General features: G+C 39.4%; 18 protein-coding genes. 4 read left to right on the top strand and 14 right to left on the bottom strand.

The annotated features are described in order from the left end of the window. Positions 1-61 precede the first annotated feature (61 nt). The 3 genes from nirB (AC0L8O_RS23315) to nirB (AC0L8O_RS23305) form a co-directional block, all read right to left on the bottom strand. A complete protein-coding gene (gene nirB, locus AC0L8O_RS23315) occupies positions 62-2,473 on the bottom strand; it encodes a nitrite reductase large subunit NirB (RefSeq protein ID WP_026563012.1) in 2,412 nt (803 codons plus the stop codon). Between the two features lie 357 nt (positions 2,474-2,830). Continuing rightward, entirely contained in the window at positions 2,831-4,963 is a 2,133-nt protein-coding gene (nasC, locus tag AC0L8O_RS23310) for an assimilatory nitrate reductase catalytic subunit NasC (protein ID WP_473445626.1), read from the bottom strand. Positions 4,964-4,996: 33 nt separating this feature from the next. Beyond that, on the bottom strand, positions 4,997-7,336 hold the full coding sequence (gene nirB / locus AC0L8O_RS23305) for a nitrite reductase large subunit NirB (protein ID WP_473445624.1): 2,340 nt from the start codon (positions 7,334-7,336) through the stop codon (positions 4,997-4,999). 355 nt (positions 7,337-7,691) lie between these two features. On the opposite strand from nirB (AC0L8O_RS23305), the gene AC0L8O_RS23300 reads away from it, so the two are divergent. The 3 genes from AC0L8O_RS23300 (at position 7,692) to AC0L8O_RS23290 (ending at position 10,695) form a co-directional block, all read left to right on the top strand. Then, a complete protein-coding gene (locus tag AC0L8O_RS23300) occupies positions 7,692-8,897 on the top strand; it encodes a nitrate/nitrite transporter (protein WP_026563009.1) in 1,206 nt (401 codons plus the stop codon). Positions 8,898-9,079: 182 nt separating this feature from the next. Continuing rightward, a complete protein-coding gene (locus AC0L8O_RS23295; RefSeq protein ID WP_034333694.1) occupies positions 9,080-9,472 on the top strand; it encodes a MarR family winged helix-turn-helix transcriptional regulator in 393 nt (130 codons plus the stop codon). Between the two features lie 14 nt (positions 9,473-9,486). Then, on the top strand, positions 9,487-10,695 hold the full coding sequence (locus AC0L8O_RS23290) for an MFS transporter (protein WP_473445622.1): 1,209 nt from the start codon (positions 9,487-9,489) through the stop codon (positions 10,693-10,695). Between the two features lie 269 nt (positions 10,696-10,964). On the opposite strand, the gene AC0L8O_RS23285 is transcribed toward AC0L8O_RS23290, so the two are convergent. The 7 genes from AC0L8O_RS23285 to AC0L8O_RS23255 all read right to left on the bottom strand — a co-directional run bounded on the left by AC0L8O_RS23285 (position 10,965) and on the right by AC0L8O_RS23255 (position 18,068). Further along, positions 10,965-11,948, bottom strand: a complete 984-nt coding sequence (locus tag AC0L8O_RS23285; protein ID WP_473445620.1) for an aldo/keto reductase — start codon at positions 11,946-11,948, stop codon at positions 10,965-10,967. 144 nt (positions 11,949-12,092) lie between these two features. Further along, complete coding sequence (locus tag AC0L8O_RS23280; RefSeq protein WP_473449109.1) at positions 12,093-12,809, bottom strand: nucleoside phosphorylase; 717 nt, start codon at positions 12,807-12,809, stop codon at positions 12,093-12,095. Between the two features lies 1 nt (position 12,810). Beyond that, positions 12,811-13,473 carry a sulfite oxidase-like oxidoreductase gene (locus AC0L8O_RS23275; RefSeq protein ID WP_026563004.1) on the bottom strand — a complete coding sequence of 221 codons (663 nt, stop codon included), beginning with the start codon at positions 13,471-13,473 and terminating at the stop codon, positions 12,811-12,813. An 18-nt stretch (positions 13,474-13,491) separates the two neighbouring features. Next, entirely contained in the window at positions 13,492-14,409 is a 918-nt protein-coding gene (locus tag AC0L8O_RS23270; RefSeq protein ID WP_473445618.1) for an ABC transporter permease, read from the bottom strand. Then, on the bottom strand, positions 14,396-15,472 hold the full coding sequence (locus AC0L8O_RS23265; RefSeq protein ID WP_473445616.1) for an ABC transporter permease: 1,077 nt from the start codon (positions 15,470-15,472) through the stop codon (positions 14,396-14,398). The genes AC0L8O_RS23270 and AC0L8O_RS23265 overlap by 14 nt, the downstream gene beginning before the upstream one ends. Continuing rightward, positions 15,456-16,976: an ABC transporter ATP-binding protein gene (locus AC0L8O_RS23260; RefSeq protein ID WP_473445614.1), complete on the bottom strand. Its 1,521-nt coding sequence runs from the start codon at positions 16,974-16,976 to the stop codon at positions 15,456-15,458. Before AC0L8O_RS23260 ends, AC0L8O_RS23265 begins: the two co-directional genes overlap by 17 nt. A 75-nt stretch (positions 16,977-17,051) precedes the next feature. Continuing rightward, on the bottom strand, positions 17,052-18,068 hold the full coding sequence (locus AC0L8O_RS23255; RefSeq protein ID WP_473445612.1) for a BMP family protein: 1,017 nt from the start codon (positions 18,066-18,068) through the stop codon (positions 17,052-17,054). Between the two features lie 364 nt (positions 18,069-18,432). On the opposite strand from AC0L8O_RS23255, the gene AC0L8O_RS23250 reads away from it, so the two are divergent. After that, positions 18,433-18,891 (top strand): DinB family protein, encoded by a 459-nt coding sequence (locus tag AC0L8O_RS23250; RefSeq protein WP_473445610.1) that lies wholly within the window; start codon positions 18,433-18,435, stop codon positions 18,889-18,891. Between the two features lie 42 nt (positions 18,892-18,933). Here the strand turns inward: AC0L8O_RS23250 and AC0L8O_RS23245 are convergent, their stop codons facing one another. The 4 genes from AC0L8O_RS23245 to AC0L8O_RS23230 all read right to left on the bottom strand — a co-directional run bounded on the left by AC0L8O_RS23245 (position 18,934) and on the right by AC0L8O_RS23230 (position 22,288). Then, complete coding sequence (locus AC0L8O_RS23245; RefSeq protein ID WP_473445608.1) at positions 18,934-19,755, bottom strand: uroporphyrinogen-III synthase; 822 nt, start codon at positions 19,753-19,755, stop codon at positions 18,934-18,936. Between the two features lie 305 nt (positions 19,756-20,060). Next, entirely contained in the window at positions 20,061-20,960 is a 900-nt protein-coding gene (gene purU / locus AC0L8O_RS23240; protein WP_026562997.1) for a formyltetrahydrofolate deformylase, read from the bottom strand. Positions 20,961-21,034: 74 nt separating this feature from the next. After that, complete coding sequence (locus AC0L8O_RS23235; RefSeq protein ID WP_026562996.1) at positions 21,035-21,487, bottom strand: threonine/serine exporter family protein; 453 nt, start codon at positions 21,485-21,487, stop codon at positions 21,035-21,037. 45 nt (positions 21,488-21,532) lie between these two features. Then, positions 21,533-22,288 (bottom strand): threonine/serine exporter family protein, encoded by a 756-nt coding sequence (locus tag AC0L8O_RS23230; protein WP_473445606.1) that lies wholly within the window; start codon positions 22,286-22,288, stop codon positions 21,533-21,535. Between the last annotated feature and the right edge of the window lie 30 nt (positions 22,289-22,318).

Genomic DNA, 22,318 nt, shown 5'->3' with positions numbered 1-22,318 from the left:
TATTCTAGAGCAAAAATCTTTACGAAAGAAGAATTTCAATTAAAAGAAAATTAAGTTCTACTTAAACCATCTCCACCGTCTCAAATAGTTCTTTTGTTGTTTTCTTATCTTCAATAATCTCTTTCCACGGATCTTTATAAACAGACAAGGTTTCATCCATGCGGGCGTTTAATTCGATGCGTTTTTGTTTATCATCCAATACAGATTGGACATGTGCTAAGCCGACGCGTTCGATCCATGCAGATGTACGTTCTAGGTAGGTAGCTGTTTCACGGTAGTATTGCAGATAAGCACCTGTGATCTCCATTGCTTCGTCATCGGTTTTAACTTTGTATAGTAAATCTCCTCCACGTACGTGTGTACCACCATTACCGCCGACGTAAAGCTCCCAGCCACCATCAATTCCGATAAATCCAATATCCTTAAAGCCTGATTCTGCACAGCTTCTCGGACAAGCGGAGACAGCCATTTTGACTTTATGCGGTGTTTGCAGACCTTCAAATTTCTTTTCAAGACGAATACCCAAGCCCATTGAATCCTGTGTACCGAAGCGACAGAAAGTTTCTCCAACACATGTTTTTACCGTACGTAATGATTTTCCGTATGCATAACCCGAATTCATATCTAAATCCTGCCATACTCTCGGTAGATCATCCTTTTTCACTCCAAATAAGTCAATACGCTGTCCACCCGTTACTTTTACTAATGGAATTTCATACTTTTCTACAACATCAGCAATTCGACGCAATTCACTGGCATTCGTTACACCGCCATACATTCTCGGAACAACTGAGTAAGTTCCATCCTTTTGAATATTGGCATGCATTCTTTCATTAACAAATCGGGACTCTCTTTCATCTTCATATCCAATTGGGTTAACCATTGCTAAGTAGTAGTTAAGAGCCGGACGGCATTTTGAACATCCTTCTGATTCCCAATTGAGTACATTCATAACTTCCTTAATATGCTTTAATCCTTTGGCACGAATTTCTTCTACCACTTCATCGCGAGATAATGTTGTACAGCCGCAGATCGCTTCTTTTTGTGAGGATGCATCAAAATCTGAACCAAGTGTAAATTGAAGAACATCGGCAACTAATGGCTTACATCCTCCACAGGAACGGGAAGCACTTGTGCAACCCTTAATTGCATCAACTGTTGTACAGCCCTGTTCTTTGATCGCTTGAACGATTGTTCCTTTAGATACCCCGTTACATCCGCAAATTATTTCATCATCAGGCATTGATGCAACTAAGCTTTCACCTGTTTCTTCTCCAATCGGCTGAAGAATGGTGATTTTTTCTGTATCTGAAATATCTGCTTCCTTCTTAATCATGGAGAATAAGCGACTTCCCTCTTTACTATCACCGAATAAAACAGCTCCAACAATTTTATTTCCTCTTAATACTATTTTTTTGTAGATTCCATCTTGTTCATCAAAGATCTTCAGGGACTTTTTGTCGTCTCCCTCCATAAAGTCACCGGCTGAAAATACCTCGACTCCGGATACCTTTAATTGAGTTGATAAAACAGAACCTTTATACCCGTCAGTTGCCACACCGCAAATATGCTTAGCTAATACCATTCCTTGTTCATATAGAGGTGCTACCAGACCGTATGGAATTCCGTTATGTTCTGCACATTCCCCAACAGCGTACACATTTGGGATATTTGTTTGTAAAAAGTCATTTACAATAATTCCTCTATTTACATCAAGGCCGCTTTCAACAGCTAGTGAAATATTCGGCTTAATACCTACTGCCATTACTACTAAATCTGCCTCAAGGTGACTTCCATCCTTAAACTTCAATCCTTCTACACGATCTTCTCCATATATCTCGGCAGTACTTGCTTCTAACAAAAATTTCATTCCTTGTTTTTCTAGCTCTTTTTGAAGAAGCTTACCTGCTGTTTCATCTAATTGACGTTCCATTAAGGTTGGCGCAATATGGATAACCGAAACATCCATTCCTAAGTTTAGAAGGCCGCGTGCCGCTTCTAATCCCAGTAATCCACCACCAATAACTGCTGCTTTTTTGTACTTTTTTGATGCTTCAAGCATGATATCAGTATCTTTTATATCACGAAAAGCCGTAACACCTTCCTTATCTGCACCGGGCAGAGGCAGGATGAATGGAACAGACCCTGTTGCAATGATTACTTCATCATAAGGTACGATTCTTCCCTTATCCGAACGAACAACCTTCATATCTGAATCAATTTTTGTGACAGTCTCGCCTGTAAACAGGGTAATCTTGTTTTCCTCATACCAGTCCCAATCATTCAGGGTGATGTCTTTTACCTCTGTATCACCTTGCAGAACTTTTGATAAAAGAATTCTATTGTAATTTGGATGTGGTTCCGTCCCAAAAATGGTAATATCGAAAGCATCCTTTGAAATTTTTAAAATTTCTTCAACAGCTCTTACTCCGGCCATACCGTTTCCTATTAATACAAGCTTCTTTTTATTCAAGAAAATTGCCTCCCCTTGGAAAGTTTCTTTCACTATATCACGGTTAAATGAAATATTTTATATACATGTTAGGTTTTCTAACATAGTTTATTATAAATATTCACACAATAAGAAAAGCGAAAGCGCCTTGATCAGCCTAATGCAAATAAGACGATGTAGAATAGAAGGCGTTCTCTACCTTCCATTCTAAATTGACTAGACCCCCGAGGCAGACAGACTCGACGTCCTCTCGTAATTACTGCAATTGCACGTCCTTTGCGATTCTGAGACTAGGCGCTGGAGCCAGACACCAAAGCTAATGATCAATTCATCTAAAAAAAGGAAATCAGCTATAAACCGACTTCCTTAAAAAAACATCTATATTTGTCTAATATTCACTGTACTTACTTTGAACCCGGGCATTTTGCAGGTTGGATCCAGGTCCTCTCCTACTAGCATGTTTACATTTTGATCTTCTGCCCAGTGAAAAGGTACGAATACCGTATCTTGTCTGATTTTTTCAGATATTTTACTTCTTACGGTAATTTTTCCCCGCTTCGAGGCAACAGTGACAAGGCTATTTGGTTCAATTTCGTATTTTTTAGCTGTTTCCGGGTGAATTTCTAGGTAAGATTCAAAATTTCTGGCAGCAAGTGCTGAGCTTTTACGTGTTTGCACTCCCGTTAAATAATGTGACATGATTCTGCCGGTTGTTAAGTACAACGGATAATTACTACAAGGCTTTTCTTTCGGTATTTCAGAAGTGTTTGACACAGGAATCAAATTAGCTTTTCCATTCGGTGTTGCAAATGAATGTTCAAAAAGTCTTTCTGTTCCTTGATGATTCACCTCTGGACATGGCCAAAGAATCCCCTGCTCCTTTCTAATGCGATCATAAGTAATGCCGTAGTAATCGGCGATGCCGCCCCTACTTGCCTCCCTTAATTCATTAAAAATATCTTCTGCCTTTTGATAAGGAAAATATTTTTCTTTTCCTAATGCTTTTGCAATCTCACAAATAATTTGCCAATCATTCTTCGCCTCGCCGGGACAAGGACGGCTCGCTTCACGCATTGTGACGCGCCCCTCTATATTTGTCATTGTCCCTTCATCTTCTAGATACGAAGATGCCGGTAATATTAAATCAGCAAGCTTGGCTGTTTCAGAAACAAATAGATCGACTGCTACTAAAAACTTTAATTTCTTAAGAGCTTCTTTCACAAAGGTTGCATTCGGGTTGGAAACAACAGGATTTGAACAGACAAGAAACATGCCTGTGATCTCTCCATCATTTATTTTTTGAAACATTTCGTAAGCAGAGACACCTTTTCTCGGAAGCTCATTTTTGTCAATTCCCCATACTTTTGCAACATATGCCCGATGCTCTTCATTTTCAATCAATCGGTATCCCGGCAATTGATCAGCTTTCTGCCCATGCTCCCTTGCTCCTTGTCCATTTCCTTGTCCTGTTATAGCTCCGTAGCCTGAATAGGGTTTCCCAATTTTTCCTGTTGCGATAACAAAATTTAGAAAATTCCTTACGGCAACCGTTCCGTCTATTTGCTGCTCAACCCCCCTGGCTGTGAAAAGCATTCCAGATTCTTCGGACGCAAATTTTGTTGCAGCTGTTCTTATTTGCTCGATTGGAACACCTGTGAGGTCTGAAATCCCATCCAATGACAATGATTGAACATAGTTTCTAACTTCTTCAAATCCTGTTGAACGTTCACTAACAAAATCTTCATCCACTAAGTTTTCGTCAATAATAACTTTTAAAAAACCGTTCGCCAAAGCTGCATCCATACCCGGTTTCACCTTCAAATGCAGATCAGCTAATTGTGTTGTTGGAGTTTCCCTTGGATCGATCGCAATGATGTATGCACCATTTTCCTTCGCTTTTTCAAAGTAAGGCATGATCGTTGGCTGACACTCCGCAATATTTGTTCCCGCTAATATGATGACTCTTGTGGAAGGGATTTCCTTTAACGAGTTTGTCAGCCCGCGATCCAAACCAAACGTCTGATTTGCCGCAGTAGCTGCCGCAGACATACACAAGCGGCCATTATAATCAATGTAGGGAGTCTTTAAGCCCACTCTGGCAAACTTTCCAAGTATATATGCTTCTTCATTAGTAATTGATGCACTTCCATAGATTGATAATGCCTCATGCCCATCGACTGCTTGTATTTCTTCCACTTGTTTCTTGATATATAGCAGGGCTTCTTCCCATGAAATTCGCACAAACTCTCCATCTACTTTCAACAATGGATGTAGAACACGATCTTGATGGAAAGGGTGCTGATGAGCATTCATTCCTTTAATACATAAACGTCCTTGTGATGTCGGGTTGTCTTTTCCTATTGTTTTATAGGTTTTCCTTGAGACAACAGATTGTTCGATTAACTGCATTTTGCACTGCATACTGCAAAATGGACATTGTGTATCATAGACTTTCTCCGATTGAACTTCTTGTTGCTTCGTTCGGAAATATTTTAATAACAGATCAGTCAAGGTAACCACCTCTTATACTATTAATCTTATTGATCATGACTTCTCAGCATACGATTGGAGCTCTGCTTCCAACCGCTGAACGAGTTGTTCGCATAATGTATCCTCAAATAAAACTTCACGAATATGAATCATCCCTACACGCTCAACCCAATCTCCCAGTTGTTCTAAATAGTTGGCTGTTTCTCTGTAATATTGAATGAGTCCGCAAATCATTTGCTTTGCCATCAACTCATGAGCAGCTACTGTGAAAAGCTCTCCCTGTTTTAAAGTAGGAGATAAACTTCCTCCCACATAAATTTCCCAGCCTAGCCCGTCACCTATTACACAAATATCCTTTGTTCTCATATCTACTTCTTTATGCTTGCATCCCGACACACTGATGACCAGCTTGTGCGGTGTTAACAAAAATTCAAGCTCTTTTTCCAATTCAATTGACAAATTAAGAGAACGGTCGTCTGTATGACACATACATTCTTGTTCACTAAAATATGTGTTCATATGGCGTACCGTGTTTGCTGCCGTAGAACTTAGTCTAAGTTCAGAGCATATAGCATGAATGCTTTCCTCTTTAATTCCTTTCAATTGGATTCTTTGTTCAGGTGTAATTCCGATGTCTGCTATTTTGTATTTATCCATCATATTTGCCAGTTTTTTTAACTCATCAGATGTTACTTTCCCTCCTAAGAGCTGTGGTGTGATTGAATACGTCCCATCACTCAGCCTTTTTACCTTTACATCTTCAAATGGGTTTACAGCTTGGCTGATTCCCTCACGTTCAGGATAAATCATCGATAAATAATAGCGGATGGCCGGAACACAGCTTGAGCACCCTTCCATCGAGCGCCACTCAAGCTCAACAAAAACTTCTTGAAGTGACGCTAGATTTTGTTGTTGAATTTGTAACACAACTTCATCTTCCGTAAGATCCGTACATGAGCAAAGTGACTTATGCTCGATAAATTCATTACATTCATCACTATGAATATAATCAACCAGGTCTGTTAAAAGTAACTTACAACCGCCACATGAGCTTGATGCCTTTGTGCATTGTTTCACTTCTTTAACCGTTGTTAACCCCTGCTGTTGGACAGCTTCCATAATGGCTCCTTTTGTTACACCATTACAGTTACAGATGATTTCAGATCGTTTCATTGATTTGACTGTTGATGCTCCATTGTCTGTTGAGTGGAGAAGGCTGCGTTTGTCCTCATCACTTACATGCTTTCTTTTAACAATCATGTCTAGCACTTTCGATTGCTGGCCTGTTTCTCCATACAGTATTGCACCGACAATAATATCTCCTTGAAGCACTATCTTTTTATAGGTATCTTCCACTTCATTTAAAATTGTTAAGGTTTTGGTTGCTTCATCCTCTTCAAAATCACCTACAGAAAAAAGGTCAACCCCCGGCACTTTTAAACTAGTTGATAATACAGAACCTTTGTATCCATCAACCGGTTTATTACAAATAAACTTAGCCAGAACTTTTCCTTGTTCATAAAGAGGTTTTACAAGACCGTATACAACGCCATTGTGTTCAACACATTCCCCAACTGCATATATATCAGGAATACTTGTTTCCATGAAATCATTAACCACAATCCCTCTATTTGTAGTGAGACCCGATTCCTTAGCTAAGCTGGTATTAGGAACAACACCAACCGACATGACGACGAGGTCTGCTTCTACCTTTGTACCATCTGTAAATTCAACTTCCTCGACCCGATCGTTTCCACTAATTTCCTTTGTCACTTTTCCTAAAAGGAAACCGATCCCTTGTTGTTCTAACTCCTTTTGAAGCATACTTGATGCTTTGGCATCCAGCTGACGTTGCATGAGATAGTCGGTATTGTGCACAACCTTTACATCCAATCCCAGATTCAACAATCCTCTAGCTGCCTCAAGCCCTAATACTCCGCCACCAATGACAATTGCCTTTTTGAACCTCTTAGCACCTTCAAGTATTGCTTCACAATCTTCAATAGTCCGGAATGTGACTACTCCCGGTTTTTCAACTCCAGGAAGAGGTAGAACAAACGGTGAGGAACCTGTTGCAAAAATTAATTTATCAAACGGAATGATACGGTTTTTATCTGTTGTGATTTTTTTGAGCTTCGTATCTATTTTCGTTACTGTTTCACCTGAGTATAATGTGATCTGGTATTTTTGGTACCACTCGATATTGTTCATTGTTATTTCCGGAAATGTCATCTCACCCTGTAACACAGATGATAAGAGAATTCGATTATAGTTGACATGAGGCTCACTTCCAATAATCGTTATGTCAAATTGATATTTATTTTGTTTTAAAATTTCCTCCACACATCGGACTCCTGCCATTCCATTCCCGATTACTACCAATCTTTGCTTCATGTTAACCCTCCTTACGAAAAGCGCAAGCCCTTGATCACTTCGCACGTACTGTGCTCGGAGCTAGACGCTTGCGCTAGACACCTTCACAAATGGTCAGACTTTTTTAATAAATCCATTATTTCATATATTAGTTCACAGAAAATTATTCTTGTTAGATAAGCTAACAAGAATTCTCAGTTTCTTCTTATATACTTTTTTTCGTTTCCTTCACTTTTATATTGGTCATATTTTCACGTTACATTTCCTTACAAGTATCTTTTCTACTCCTTTTTCGACCCCTATAATAAGCGACATACAACAAGACAGAAAATGAGAAAATCTTTATTCAGGAATGGAAAATGAAAGGAGATTCACAATGAAACTATCTGATTTAAAAACCAGCGGTCATCCAAAGACACTTTTTTCCTCTTTTTTGTATTTTGATGTAAGCTTTATGATCTGGGTAATGCTTGGAGCTCTAGGAGTGTTTATTACACAGGAATTCGGCTTATCACCCTCACAAAAAGGGTTAATTGTTGCCACCCCAATTCTTGCAGGCTCATTTTTCCGGATCGTGCTGGGGATTTTAACCGATCGATTTGGTCCTAAACGAACAGCCATTTTAGGTATGTCGATTACAACTATCCCGCTTCTTTGGGGCCTATTTGCAGGAACAACCTTACCTGAACTATATATGATCGGAATTTTATTGGGGGTAGCAGGTGCAAGTTTTGCTGTTGCTCTGCCGATGGCGAGTAGATGGTATCCTCCACATCTTCAAGGTTTGGCAATGGGAATAGCAGGAGCTGGAAATAGTGGTACACTTATTGCGACTCTATTCGGTCCACGTTTAGCTGAACAGTTTGGGTGGCATATTACAATGGGATTTGCTCTTATTCCATTACTTATTACGTTTATTATTTTTATTATTTTAGCGAAAGATGCACCTTCACAACCTGCACCACAGCCGCTTGCGAATTACTTTAAAGTTTTTGCACATAGAGATACTTGGTTTTTCTGTATTTTATATAGTGTAACTTTCGGTGGATTTGTCGGGTTATCAAGCTTTCTAAGTATGTTCTTTGTTGATGAATACAATTTATCATCTGTTCAAGCCGGGGATTTCGTGACTTTATGTGTAGCAGCCGGAAGCTTCTTCCGTCCGGTTGGAGGGTTTATCTCAGATAAAGTTGGTGGAGTAAAGGTACTTTCTTTTCTATTTATCGGTGTTGCAGTGTGTATGCTTGGGGTTAGTCAATTACCTCCGTTATTTGCCATCACAGCATTACTTTTCGTTGGAATGATGTGCCTGGGTATGGGAAATGGTGCTGTATTCCAACTGGTGCCACAACGTTTTCAAAAGGAAATCGGGATGATCACAGGAATTGTCGGAGCAGCTGGCGGGATTGGCGGTTTCTTCTTACCAAATATCTTAGGTACAATGAAAGAAATGACAGGTTCATATGCTTCTGGATTCATCACATTTTCAATCGTTGCATTGGTGGCATTTTCAATTCTGCTCTTAGTAAGTCATTCATGGAAGAAGGCTTGGAAGATGAAAGAAGATACGGTAAAAATCTAGCTTCTTTTTACATGACTCCAGTCACACTGTGGCTGGAGTTTTTTACCTTCCTCTTTACAAAATGAATATTTCTGGTATCCTAGTATAGTTGGATATTTACCTAAGTAAATATTTCAATCATTACTTACCTAGGTAAATAAATTGAGGTGATAACGTTGATCGAAACAAATAAACTCTTCCATATGCTCTATCAACAAACAAGACATATGACAAAGGAAGTAAATGAATACTTACAAAAACATGGACTATACAGCTCACAATGGTCCATTCTTTATTGTTTAAAATCAAACGGTCCAATGACACAAAGTGATATTTGGCGTTATTTAAATGTTGAAGCACCAACTATTACAAGAACACTAGTTAAATTAGAGGAAAGCGGATGGGTAAAACGGACACCCGGAAGTGACAAGAGGGAAAGACTTGTTTCTCTTACAGAAAAGGCACTCGATCTTCTCCCTGAGGTTGAGCAAGATGTAAAGAACTTCGAACAAACGATGGTTGCCAACTTAAAAGATGATGAACAAGAGCTTTTATATACTCTCTTGAAAAAACTTGGCAAATCAAATGAAAGTTAGGTGGAATGAAACATATGAATCAAACTGAAAAACAACCAATATGGACAAAAGGCTTTATCAGCATTTTTCTCAGTAACTTCTTTATATTTCTGGCATTTTACGGATTACTCACGTCATTACCGATATACGTTGTGAATGATTTAGGCCGTTCAAGTGTTGATGGAGGACTCATTGTCACGATTTTCTTATTATCTGCTATTTTTGTTCGTCCTTTTTCCGGAAAACTTCTCCAGGATTTCGGCAAAAAACGTATGTTAATGATTAGTATGATTCTCTTTACAGTATGCTCTTTTATGTATTTATGGATCGACAATTATGCATTTCTTCTAATCTTACGTTTTGTTCATGGCATTTGGTTCAGCATTGCCACAACTGCTACCGGGTCTATAGCTGCTGATATGGTACCTGTAAAAAGACGTGGTGAAGGACTTGGTTATTTTGTCATGTCAACGAACTTCGCCGTTGTTTGCGGACCCTTTCTTGCTCTTACTCTTTTACAATTCACATCGTTTACAACTCTTTTCTTTGTTCTCGCATTTTTAATTACAGTCGGTGTATTGTTTACAGCTTTTAGTAAAGTATATGAAGTAACCAGAACGGCACCGGTCGAAAAGAAACGTCTTCAGGTACAGGATCTATTAGATGGAAAGGCACTGCCGATTGCCTTGGTAGGAAGCTTAGTTGCTTTTGCATATTCAAGTGTTTTATCGTTTATTTCAATGTATGCCAATGAATTAGAGCTGTTAGATGCAGCGAGCTATTTCTTTGTTGTCTTTGCTGTTGTGATGATTGCGTCCAGACCTTTTAGTGGTCGTTTATTTGATACAAAAGGACCAAATATCGTCATCTATCCGGCAATCGCCTTTTTTATAGTCGGACTTCTATTATTAAGTATTTCTCATAATACTTTTATGTTCCTTTTAGCCGGTGCCTTCATCGGATTGGGATACGGAACCATTGTCCCTTGCTTCCAAACGCTCGCGGTACAATCAACCGAACATCATAGAAGTGCACATGCAACCGCCACATTCTTTACCCTATTCGATTCAGGTATTGCTGCCGGATCTTTTGTACTAGGAATCGTTGCCGCTCAATTAGGCTATCAAACTCTTTATTTATTAGCCGGTTTGTTTTTAATTTCAGTCGTGTTTATGTACAAATATGTACAAAATCGGAAGAAGGCTTCTCCTTCAGCAATGGAAATGAAGGAATCGAGCTTATAAGATAGTTGTAAAACTGCTTACCACTGTTGGTAGGCAGTTTTTTTGGAAAATGAAGCTTCTACTTATGGCCTTGACCCGATTTTTGCAACTATACAGTGTAATTTTGTAACTTTCATATATTTTTTGCAGCTACACAATTTTTTTTGCAAATAATTAGTTTTTTTGCAACATTTCCCTAAATACTTGCATTCGCCAAATTTCGCACCGCCCAAACCATCAGGACACACCAAAAAAAGGATAGAAGAGCTTCTATCCTTTTTTCTATTATTCTAGTACACCCCTCGAATATTCGGATGTATCTCTTCTGCATAGAAATCAGTTAATCTCTTCAGCTCTGTTTCACTAAAAGAAGGTGCTTCAGTCGCTTGTAAGTTATCCTCAACTTGTTTTACTGTTTTGAAACCTGGAATAACTGTTGTAATCTCCTCATGATCTAAAATCCAGCGAAGGGCCGCTCGTGCCATATTTCCACGACCTTCAGCGATCCAGTTAAGCTTTTGACTTAGCTCCACTCCTTTTGAGAATTCAACACCTGCAAATGTTTCACCAACATTAAATGCCTCACCATCTTTGTTAAAGTTGCGATGATCATCAGCTTCAAATGTAGCATTTGTTGTGAACTTGCCTGTTAGCAGCCCACTTGCTAAAGGAACACGTGCCAATAAGCCGACGCCTTTTGCTTTTGCCTGCGGAAGCAATTCTGGAATTGCCTTTTGGCGGAAAATATTAAAAATAACCTGCAGTGCTTTCACATTAGATTGCTCTAAGCAGAATAGACCTTCTTCCACTGTTTCAACACTTACTCCATAATGGCGGATTTTCCCCTGTTGCTGAAGCTTATCGAGCACTTCAAAAACTTGTCCATTTTTAAGAATTTCCATTGGTGGGCAATGAATTTGATATAGATCAATTGTGTCGCGTTGAAGTCTTTTCAAACTAGCTTCACAGTACTCTGTCACTGCTTTTTCAGAATATGTTTCCGGGTCGAAAATATCTCCTGCACGGCAAAACTTTGTCGCGATATGGATTTTATCTTCTTTTCCCTTTGTTGCCTTTGCCAAAAGCTCTTCACTATGGCCATCTCCATATACATCCGCTGTATCAAAGAAATTAACACCGACATCCATTGCGCGTTCAAGCCCTTTTAGCGCTTCCTCATCATCTGATTTTCCCCATGAGCCTCCAATAGCCCAAGTTCCAAAACTGAGCTCACTTATGTTTAGAGCTGTATCACCAAGTTGACGATATTTCATTTTTTCTCCACCATCCCTTTTAAGAAATCGATTTCCACTCTTTTTGACAAGCTTTATTATAATACAAATGAAGCGCTAACAAAATTTATTTGCTTTACTACCATAGAAAAAGAGTGTGAACTCTAATTGATCACACTCTTCCCTTCACTCTCCAGCCACCAATGCATCCAACGCAACAAGCGCTTCCTGCTCAATTGCCTTTGTAACGACACCAGTATGAGGGTTATATTCATTACTCAAATCCGCATCTGCAAATCCATCGATAGCTAAGATTGCCCCCGTTTTCACTCCACGAATCGCTCCGATTGTAAATAATGCTGAATTTTCCATTTCTACTGCTAATACACCGGCTTGTTTGTACAGCTCATGTGGAAAAGGAACAACCCCTGTGTAAAACACATCCAATGTTAATGTGATTCCTTCATGAGCCTGTTGTAGCCTTGATGATGCAGCCTTAACTAGTTTATCCACAATCTGACGGTTTGCAATAGCAGGGAACCCCTCAGGCACTAGCTGACGTGTTAAGCCATCCATTCTGACTGCTGCTGTGCTGATCACCAGATGTCCCGGCTGAATGTCTTTTTGGTAAGATCCTGCTGTTCCAACACGAATGAGAACTTCCGCTCCGCCTTTTATTAATTCTTCAAAACAAACTGCCGCTCCCGGTGAACCAACACCATGACTCACAACCGCCACTTCAACACCATTCCAGCTGCCTTTATAACTGTGATACTCGCGATTTTTTGCAAGAGGCTGTCCATTATCTAGTAAACCAGCCATTTGTTCCGCACGTCCGGGATCACCACAAACGATGATTCTTTTTGGTAATTCCTCAGGATTTATTTTTAAATTAGGAAGCATATCAGTCATAATCTTTTCTCTCCCATTCATCCTCGGGAATCGGTAAATCTTCACCGGAAAATCTCTCCTCTTTGAACGGGTCACCGTTTATATGGAAGCCATTTTGCTCCCAGAATCCTGGTTGGTTTTCATCGATAAATTCAATTCCTCTAATCCACTTCACACTTTTCCAGAAATAAAGATGTGGAACAACGAGGCGCAACGGCCAACCATGTTTATCCGTTAACGGTTCATTTTCAAACGAATGGGCAAGCAGGACGTCATCCCGGTCAAGATCTGATAAAGCTAAGTTTGCCGTATAATCTTGATCTGCATGCAGCATGACATATTTCCCTTTTGCTTCAAGACCCAATTCCTTCATGAAATCTTGAAATTTCACACCTGTAAAAGTGTTATCAAAACGGGACCATCTTGTCACACAGTGGATGTCACTTGTAACCGATGATTGCTTCATCTTCATGATATCGTCATACGAAAGAGTCACTTCTTTATTAACCGCTCCAAAGATTCGAAGTGTCCATTTAGCCATGTCATAGGTAGGTACTTCTCCTTCGTGCAGTATTGGAAAACGCTCGGTTAGCACCTGACCAGGCGGAAGACGCTTTGCTAGTTTTGGGTCAACCGCCGGTACTTTCATTCGTTTAATTCGATCTGCTTTTTTCATATTACCCTTCCTTTCTATCTATCTTCCGCTCTGTTGGTTACCTTGTTGTGATCCCATTCCACGATCTCTCAATAGAAACATAGCAATGATTGTGATGGCATACGGAAGCATTTGTGTAAATTGGGTTGGTAAAGAAAAACCTTGAAGTCTTATGCTCATCGCATCCATGAATCCGAATAATAAACTGGAGCCAATAATTCCAATTGGGTGTGATTGACCTAGCATTGTCGCTACAAGTGCAATAAATCCGCGCCCTGCTGTCATACCTTCAGTAAACATTGTCACTTGTCCCAATGAAAGCTGGGCACCCGCTAGTCCGCATAAAATACCGGACAAAGCGATAGCCATATATTGAAGTGAGCCTACTTTCAGCCCTAAACTCCTCGCTGCTACAGGGTTCATCCCAACAGATAATACCCGAAAACCCGTTACCGTTCTATATAAGAAAATATATAACAAGATGGCAATTAAAAATGATAAATAGACGAGTGGAGAATGTCCTGAAAATAAGGAACCAATGACTGGAATATCCTCAATAACCGGGATATCCCATTTCGGAAGTCCCTGCATGTTTTTATCATAATAAGCACCTTTCACATCGAATATTGTCCGAAGAGAAAAGGTGGTTAAACCAAGGGCTAAGAAGTTTATGGCTACACCGACAACGATATCATTTGCTTTCAGATTGATCGTCATAAAAGCAAAAAGCATTGAAAACAACAATGACATGAACGCTGCAAATACGACAGCCAGAAACACACTACCTGTTACATGATTTCCTACGATAGCCGAGAAGGCACCGATTAAGATTAACCCTTCCAGCCCAACATTGAATAATCCTACACGTGCACATAATGCTCCACCTAATGCAGCAAGGAGAATGGGTGTTACCATGCGAATGGTCGAGCTTACTAGTGTTAAATCAAATAGTTCCATTTGAGCCACCCGCTTTCGATTTTCGTTTCCACCACTTCAACGTGATTTTTGCAGATATAAATAAGATTAGAACCGATTGAATAATACTGGAAACCTCAAGGGGAACCTGTGTATTTCGCTCCAATCCCATCGCCCCTGTTTCAAGAGCAGCCAAAAAGATTGAGGTAACCGCCGTACCAATAGGATGGGAGTTTGCCAGAAGCGTTGCCATTAAACCCGTCCACGCTAATCCAGGTCCTGTTAGTGCACCATCTACAAAGCGGTACTGTGTTCCCAATACCTCTACCGTACCGGCAAGACCTGATAATGCTCCACTGATAAACATACTCGTCAGCATCACCTTGATTTTGTTCACACCGCCGTATGAAGCGAAAAACGGGTTAAATCCAAGCATTTTTACTTCATATCCAGCAGAAGTTGTCTTAAAGATGATATACATGATAAGAGCAGCTGCAACCGCAATAACAAACCCCCAATGAACACTCATCCCTTGAAACAACTTCGGCAGCCAAACACTTTGTTCAAGCATGGCCGTTTGTGCAAGTGCCGCTGAACCTGTTTTGTCTTGGAATGGGTCTGAAACTAAGTAGCTTGCAAATAACACAGCTATATAGTTTAAAAGCAAGGTGGAAATTAATAGCTGAACTTTAAATTTAGCTTCAAGCCAGCCGGCAAACAATGACCATAGTCCGCCAGCAATAATTCCAACAAGTAAAACAAGAATCATTTTTCCAATTCCACTGCCAGGAAAGTAGACACCTGCAAGAGCGGCACTGACAGCCCCGAGTACCATTTGTCCCTCAGCTCCAAGATTAAATACCCCTGCACGGAATGCCAGGGCAACACCTAATCCAATCAACATAATTGGAGTTGCTCTTGCCAATGTTGATGTAAGGAAATAAAAGTTACCAAAAGCACCGTTCCACATCTCTTTATATGAATCTAGTACAGGCTCACCAGCAATGCTGATGGCAATGGCTCCTGTTATTAATCCGATAAGAATGGCAATGAACGGCTGAAGTAACGGGCGAAGCAATGGTATGAGACTAGTTTTTACTTTCATGATGATTTCCTCCTGCCATTAAAACACTGATTGCTTCTTCTGTTGCGTTCTGACGATCCATTTCCCCGGCAATTTCTCCTTCATACATGACGAGAATACGATCAGATAAAGCCATGATTTCACTTAATTCTGAAGAGACGAGCAGAACAGCTTCTCCTTTATTTCGCTTTTCAATAAGTGCTTCATGAATATACTCCATCGCACCAATATCCACTCCACGAGTTGGTTCTGCTGCAATTAAAATTGGTGTTTCCTGACCAAGCTCTCTTGCAACGATAAGCTTTTGCAGATTACCGCCTGATAAATTTCCTGCCTTTTCCTCAAGCGAGCCTGCTTTGATTTCAAACTTCTCAATCCAGCTGTTAACCAGCTTTCGGAATGGAGTCTTTCTTAAAAAGGAATAAGATCGATATTTAGGTTTTTTGTGATAACCCATCAAACCTGTTTCTTCAACAGTCGCTTGTTTCGCTGCTCCCCATAAATAACGGTCCTCCGGAATATGAGACAACCCTGCATCGCGAATTGAAAGAACCGATTGATTTGTCATATCCTTTCCGTCTATATGAATGGCTCCCTTTTTCACTGATCGTAAACCGGATATCACTTGGAGAAGCTCAGATTGACCGTTTCCTGAAACACCGGCAATTCCAACGATTTCCCCGCGCTTCACAGTCAGAGATATATCATCTAACAAAGGCTTGTTGTCCTTTTCCTGTACCGTGACATTTTTTATTTCAAGAATTGGTTCCCCATTCATTTGCACACGTTCAGTTAAATCATGGAGCTCACGCCCTACCATTAACTTTGCAAGCTCATCAACAGATGTTTGTTCTTTTGTCACATTCCCTGTGACTCTTCCGTTACGAAGAACGGTTATTGAATCGGCAACTTCCATTACTTCACGAAGCTTATGTGTGATAAGGATAATGCTTTTTCCTTGATCAGCCAGTTGGCGGATTGTTTTTAACAGACCTTTAACTTCAATAGGAGTCAGCACTGCAGAAGGCTCATCTAAAATAATGATATCCGCACCCTGATACAGAACTTTTAAGATTTCAATGCGCTGCTGCTCTCCAATCGAGCAATTAGCTGTTTTCGCGTTCGGCCTAACTGGAATCTGATATGTTTCTACTAGTTCTTGAACCAGCTCGGTTGCTTTTTTCCGATTAAAAAATCCTGCCTTCTTCGGTTCATGACCAATCACAATATTTTCTGCTGCCGTAAAATCAGGAAACAACATAAAATGCTGATGCACCATACCAATTCGATTTTTGATTGCATCATTTGGATTGGTAAATGTCACACGCTTGCCATCTATAAAAATTTCACCTGAGGTTGGCTGCTCCATTCCGTACAGCATTCTCATTAGAGTTGTTTTTCCAGCTCCATTTTCACCAACTACTGCATGGACCTCCCCAGCTTTAAGCGAAAGTGAAATGGAATCATTTGCAATAAAGCTTCCGTACATCTTCGTCATATTTTGCATTTCTAACCGTGTCGTCATTTTTCAGCCTCCCTCCGATAAGCATTGGGAAACCGACTGCAAAAGTTTGTAGTCGGTTTCGGATGTCTATTCTATTTAGTTTTCTAAAGGATTTTTAACTTCCAGCTTTCCACTGACAATATCTTCTTTTATTGCTGTTACTTGATCAATGACTTCTTGTCCGACAAAGTCACTTAATGGTGTTTCACTCTCATGTGTAACATATGTTAACCCAACACCTTCTTCTTTTAAGCCGTAAGCAACAACACCCGGCTCATACGTACCTTCAGAAAAAGCCTTGATTGTTTCGTAAGCTACTGCATCTGTTCCTTTTAACTGAGAAAGAACGATGTGCTCCGGGTCCAGCTCTGTACGGTCAATATCTTGTCCAGCTGTATAGAACCCTTTTTCTTCTGCAGCTTCAAATACACCAAGGTCGCCAACAGCTGCGGCACCAGCGATAAAATCTGCACCTTTTGATGCTTGCAATAAAGCAAGCTCTTTTGCTTTTGCAGGGTCATCAAAGCTCCCTACATAGTTCACAACGTATTCTGCATCAGGATTTGTTGCTTTTAGGCCCTCTTCAAAGGCAACTGTCCATTTTTTCAAAAGCGGAATATCCATTGCAGCTACCATACCAACTGTATTTGTTTTTGTTGACAGACCAGCTGCTGCACCTAAAAGGTAAGCTGCTTCATGCTCTCTAAAATTTACGCTGCGTACATTTGGTAAATCAACCGTTGTATCGATAATCGCAAATTGTTGATCAGGATTTTCTCCTGCCACTTTCTTTAACGCATCCTCTGATTCAAAAGAAGACGTAATAATTAAGTCATAGCCTTCTGCAACTGCTACTCGTAAGTTTTCTTCGATTGCAGAATGGTCTGTTGATTCAATTGTTTTAAGCTCAAAGCCAAATTCCTCAGCAGCTTCCTTAGCGCCATCGTCCATTTGCTGGAAGAAAGGATTCACCCCGATTTTTTCCGGTAGAACAAGGGCGATTTTCTTTGCCTTTTCTTCTTTTTGATCGCCTGCTGAATTTGATGTTTCATTTGCTCCACAACCAGCAAGCAGGAATGTGAATAATGCAATAAACATAACTAACTTTTTCACGTAAGACCCACCTCTATTTTCGTGTTTTTTTCATCTACTGACAAATATACACTAACTTATTAGTTAAATAAACACTAAATACAAACATTTTTATATTTTTTGTTTATAATGTTCGTATTTTATACAAAAATGCCCTTCCCTTTAACAGGAAGAGCATTTTATCTAAATTTGTCGAAAAATTAAATTATTTCTTATTTTAAAGAAAAATGAAAATTATGCAAGATCTTTTTCTGAAATAATATTATTATTCACAATTTAAAATATGAGCCGCAACAGAAGAAACAATGAAGCATAATCAAAGTTATTTCTTTAACTTTGAGATATAATTGTATTGAATTGAACTTTTATTAGGGAGATGGTAAGCATGGCAAGAATCAATGAGTTAGTTTCAGGCTGGATGAGACACCGCAAAGTACTACATGAATTACTTGATACATTTGAAGATCAACATCTTAGCTATAAACCATGGGAAGAAGCTATGTCACTTTCAGGACTTGTCTTACATATTTCAGGTGCAATGGAAATGTTTGCTGATACTGTGAAAAATGGAGAGTTTACTCCTCCAACAGGATCATCACAAATTGAAACAATAAGCGAACTAAAAGCGTTAGTAGAATCTCAAACAAATCAGACAAAATCTAAGCTGGAATCCTTAACTGAAGATCAACTGGCTGCAATTGTTGAATTTGCCGGTATGAAGATGCCTGGTTTAGTCCTGCTTGAAAGCGGAAAAGACCACGAAATTCACCATAAAGGTCAACTATTCACATATGCCCGCTTACTTGGAGTTGAATCTTTGCCGTTCTTTGTTAGTCGGTCTTAAACAATAAAATGCCTGACATCCTAAAAGGATGTCAGGCATTTATTAGTTTGTGTTCTCTTCCAGTCCTTTATAATAATTGACCAACGCAATGATGGCACTTCCCATACGTTCTTCCTCTGGAACAACCATTCTTGTAATTCCAACTTCCCTTAATGCCTGTGCGGTTACTTTTCCAACGGAAACAGCCATCACATTTGTAGAAAATGCCTCTAAGAGTTCCTTTTCTAGTCCATGTTCTTTTGCATACGACATTAAAAATCTGGCCTGCGGCGTACTTGTGAAATTCACTGCATCTATTTTTCCAGCTAGAATTTCACGAACAAGCTGTTCCATCACTTCCGGCTTTGGCGGGATGTGCTTATAAGGAAGAATTTCCCGATATTCTGCTTGCTGTTCTTCAAGAAAGTCTATTAAAAGGGGTGCAGGATCACCATGAAGCTGCAGAGCCACCCGGCATCCTTTTAAAGAATGTCCACGTAATTCTCTCACCAAACCGGCCGTACTCCCGTCATCATCCCTAACATCTGGCGTTAACCCCAGCTTTTTAAGAACATTGACAGTTTTGTAACCTCTTGCTGCAATTTTTGCATTTATTAAGGCTTGGAGGAATTGTTCACCTAATCCCATGCTGGCAGCTGTTTGATAAAGCTTGTCTGTTCCAAGTCCTGTTGTAAAGATGAGCCATTCATAGTTACCGTCAATGAGGGCATGAATTTCTTTTTCTACATTTGTATCGTCTAAAAAAACAGTTCCCTGCGCCGGACGAATTAACGCTTGCCCACCTAAGTTTTCTACTAATTTACTTAACTCTTCAGATTTACGCTGACCTGCAAGGGCTATTGTTTTGCCATTTAATCGCTTCATAACGTACCTCCGCTTACATTTTATTGCTCATATTGTATCACTTTTTTGAAAAGTTCGTTATATAAATTGATGGCAGTTTAATATGCGGGTTCTGAAACATCAGATTTACATATTCGAAAAGCTTCTTTAAGATTAATTTTGCAAAAAAAACTGCGATTTTTGCAGAGTTGGACATTTTTTTGCAGATTTTACGATTATTTTGCAAATCTTGAACTTTTCTTGCAAAGTTGACCTACTTTTTTGCAAAGTCCACTTTTTCGCTATACACAAAAGAGGTTCGAAAAAATTCGAACCCCTCTCATTGATTAAAAGACAATTGTTTTATTTTCATGAACAAGAATTCGATCCTCTAAATGCCATTTAACAGCTCTTGCCAGTACACTTCGTTCAACAGATCGTCCGATTTTCTTTAAGCTGTCCACATTGTCACGATGATCAACACGACTAATATCTTGTTCAATAATCGGGCCTTCGTCCAGGTCATTTGTTACGTAATGGGATGTAGCACCAATTAATTTTACACCACGTCCATATGCACGTTCATATGGTCTTGCCCCGATAAAAGCAGGTAAGAATGAGTGGTGAATATTGATAATTTTATTTGGATTTGCTGACACAAACTTTGGCGTTAAAATTTGCATATAACGAGCTAAAATAATCAAATCAATATTGTGTTCTTTTAAAAGCTCTAGCTGCTTTTCTTCCACTTGTTCACGAATATCCTTATTTGCCGGGATATAATAGAATGGAATGTTCAAAGGCTCGACAACTTCTCTTGCTTCCTCATGATTGCTAATAACCATAGCAATGTCTGCCATTAAGTCGCCACTTTGCCATTCCCAAATTAGCTCTAATAAACAGTGCAGCTCTTTTGAGACAAAAATGGCCACCTTTTTCATATTGTATACATGAGTCAGTTTCCATTCCATCGAAAATTCTTTCGCGATGTCACCAAATTGATTTTCCATCTCAGATGCTTTTTCCTTCAGGTTTGGACATTCAAACTCAATCCGAATAAAAAATGTACCACCTTCCGGATTTGTCGAATACTGACTTGATTCAATAATATTCGCATTATGTGAAAATAAGAATTTAGAAATGGTAGATACAATACCAGGTTGGTCCGGACAGCTAACTAATAAACGTCCGCGATTTTGATTGTTATCCTGAAATTGTTGTATTTGATTTTTTATAAATGCATTCATTTTTTTAAATACCTCACTATTCATAATTAAAACATTATACATTAGACTTACCAATTATTTAAGATCAAATTTATTTAAGATCTGATAGATTGTTTATTCCCTCTATTTTTCACCTTACGAATGATTTGATTCATCACTTCTGATAAAACCAATCCGATGGCAATTGATCCTGAAATCATAAAGGCTTTGGCTGCAAGTGCTATTGCTTCATTATAATGATTTTCTACAACCTGCCGCATTGCATCATATGCTAAACCACCCGGTACTAATGGAATGATTCCTGAAACATTAAAAATGATAACAGGTGTCTTATGCCTTTTTGCATAAAATTGACTAATAATGGCAATAAAAAATGAGGCAATCAACGTAGAAACCACGCTATCATTCGAATATTCATACAGGCCGATATAAATCATCCAACCAATCATGCCGACAAGCCCGGCCCGCAATAGAGCTTTTACAGGAGCATTAAAAATAATCCCAAATGCAGCTGATGCGACAAAGCTTGTGAACACCTGTTCAATCAAACAAAAACCCCCTTAAACATACGGAAGCGGTCCATTTGAGACTTCTTAATAAAATGAAAAGACAACCGCAACACCTGCTCCTATCGCAAATGCCGTTAAAAACGCCTCTGCACCTTTTGATATACCTGACACTAAATGGCCTGCCATTAAATCTCTAACAGCATTTGTGATTAATAAACCCGGTACTAAAGGCATCACGGAACCTATGATAATTTTATCAAGTTCTGCTCCTATATTAAGGACCACAAAAAAGACTGATAATAGCCCGATTAGTAATGAAGCCAGAAATTCTGCGAAAAATTTAATTTCAACAAGTTGATGGATATAAATCAAGCTTGAAAATCCAATACCTCCAGCCACAACAGCCGGTAAGAAGTCCGACCAAGTTCCTTGAAACATAATAAGAAAGCACCCACTCGCAATAGAAGCAGCGGCAATTTGCACCCAAATCGGATAGGCATGTGCATCAAGCTCAATTACTTTTAGCTGTTTGTACGCCTCCTCTACAGAGAGTTCTCCATTAGTAATTTTCCTTGAAATCCCATTAACCTTTGCAACTTTTTGTAAATCAGTTGAACGATCCACAATTCTGACTAGTTGTGTGGGTGTTTTACTGCTTACAGAAAAAATAATCCCTGTTGGTGTGACATAGCTATGGGAATCTGCAATACCAAAAGCTGCCGCAATTCTCATCATTGTATCTTCCACCCGATATGTTTCTGCACCACTCCTGAGCATAATCTTACCCGCCAGCAAACACACCTCGATCACATCAAAGGTTTGGTTTTGGTTATTAGTCACCAGCTTCACCATCCCATTGTAAAATATCTA

The sequence above is a fragment of the Metabacillus sp. KJ11-3 genome, from assembly GCF_055808295.1.
This window is presented reverse-complemented; position numbering and strand designations above follow the sequence as displayed.

Coding starts and splice junctions, on each gene's coding strand:
- nirB (WP_473445624.1), bottom strand. CDS start 7,336: ATGAAGCAAAGATTGGTAGTAATCGGGAATGGAATGGCAGGAGTCCGA.
- AC0L8O_RS23250 (WP_473445610.1), top strand. CDS start 18,433: ATGGCAAGAATCAATGAGTTAGTTTCAGGCTGGATGAGACACCGCAAA.
- AC0L8O_RS23295 (WP_034333694.1), top strand. CDS start 9,080: ATGCTCTATCAACAAACAAGACATATGACAAAGGAAGTAAATGAATAC.
- AC0L8O_RS23245 (WP_473445608.1), bottom strand. CDS start 19,755: ATGAAGCGATTAAATGGCAAAACAATAGCCCTTGCAGGTCAGCGTAAA.
- AC0L8O_RS23285 (WP_473445620.1), bottom strand. CDS start 11,948: ATGAAATATCGTCAACTTGGTGATACAGCTCTAAACATAAGTGAGCTC.
- AC0L8O_RS23280 (WP_473449109.1), bottom strand. CDS start 12,809: ATGCTTCCTAATTTAAAAATAAATCCTGAGGAATTACCAAAAAGAATC.
- AC0L8O_RS23265 (WP_473445616.1), bottom strand. CDS start 15,472: ATGAAAGTAAAAACTAGTCTCATACCATTGCTTCGCCCGTTACTTCAG.
- AC0L8O_RS23270 (WP_473445618.1), bottom strand. CDS start 14,409: ATGGAACTATTTGATTTAACACTAGTAAGCTCGACCATTCGCATGGTA.
- AC0L8O_RS23290 (WP_473445622.1), top strand. CDS start 9,487: ATGAATCAAACTGAAAAACAACCAATATGGACAAAAGGCTTTATCAGC.
- AC0L8O_RS23260 (WP_473445614.1), bottom strand. CDS start 16,976: ATGACGACACGGTTAGAAATGCAAAATATGACGAAGATGTACGGAAGC.
- AC0L8O_RS23300 (WP_026563009.1), top strand. CDS start 7,692: ATGAAACTATCTGATTTAAAAACCAGCGGTCATCCAAAGACACTTTTT.
- AC0L8O_RS23275 (WP_026563004.1), bottom strand. CDS start 13,473: ATGAAAAAAGCAGATCGAATTAAACGAATGAAAGTACCGGCGGTTGAC.
- purU (WP_026562997.1), bottom strand. CDS start 20,960: ATGAATGCATTTATAAAAAATCAAATACAACAATTTCAGGATAACAAT.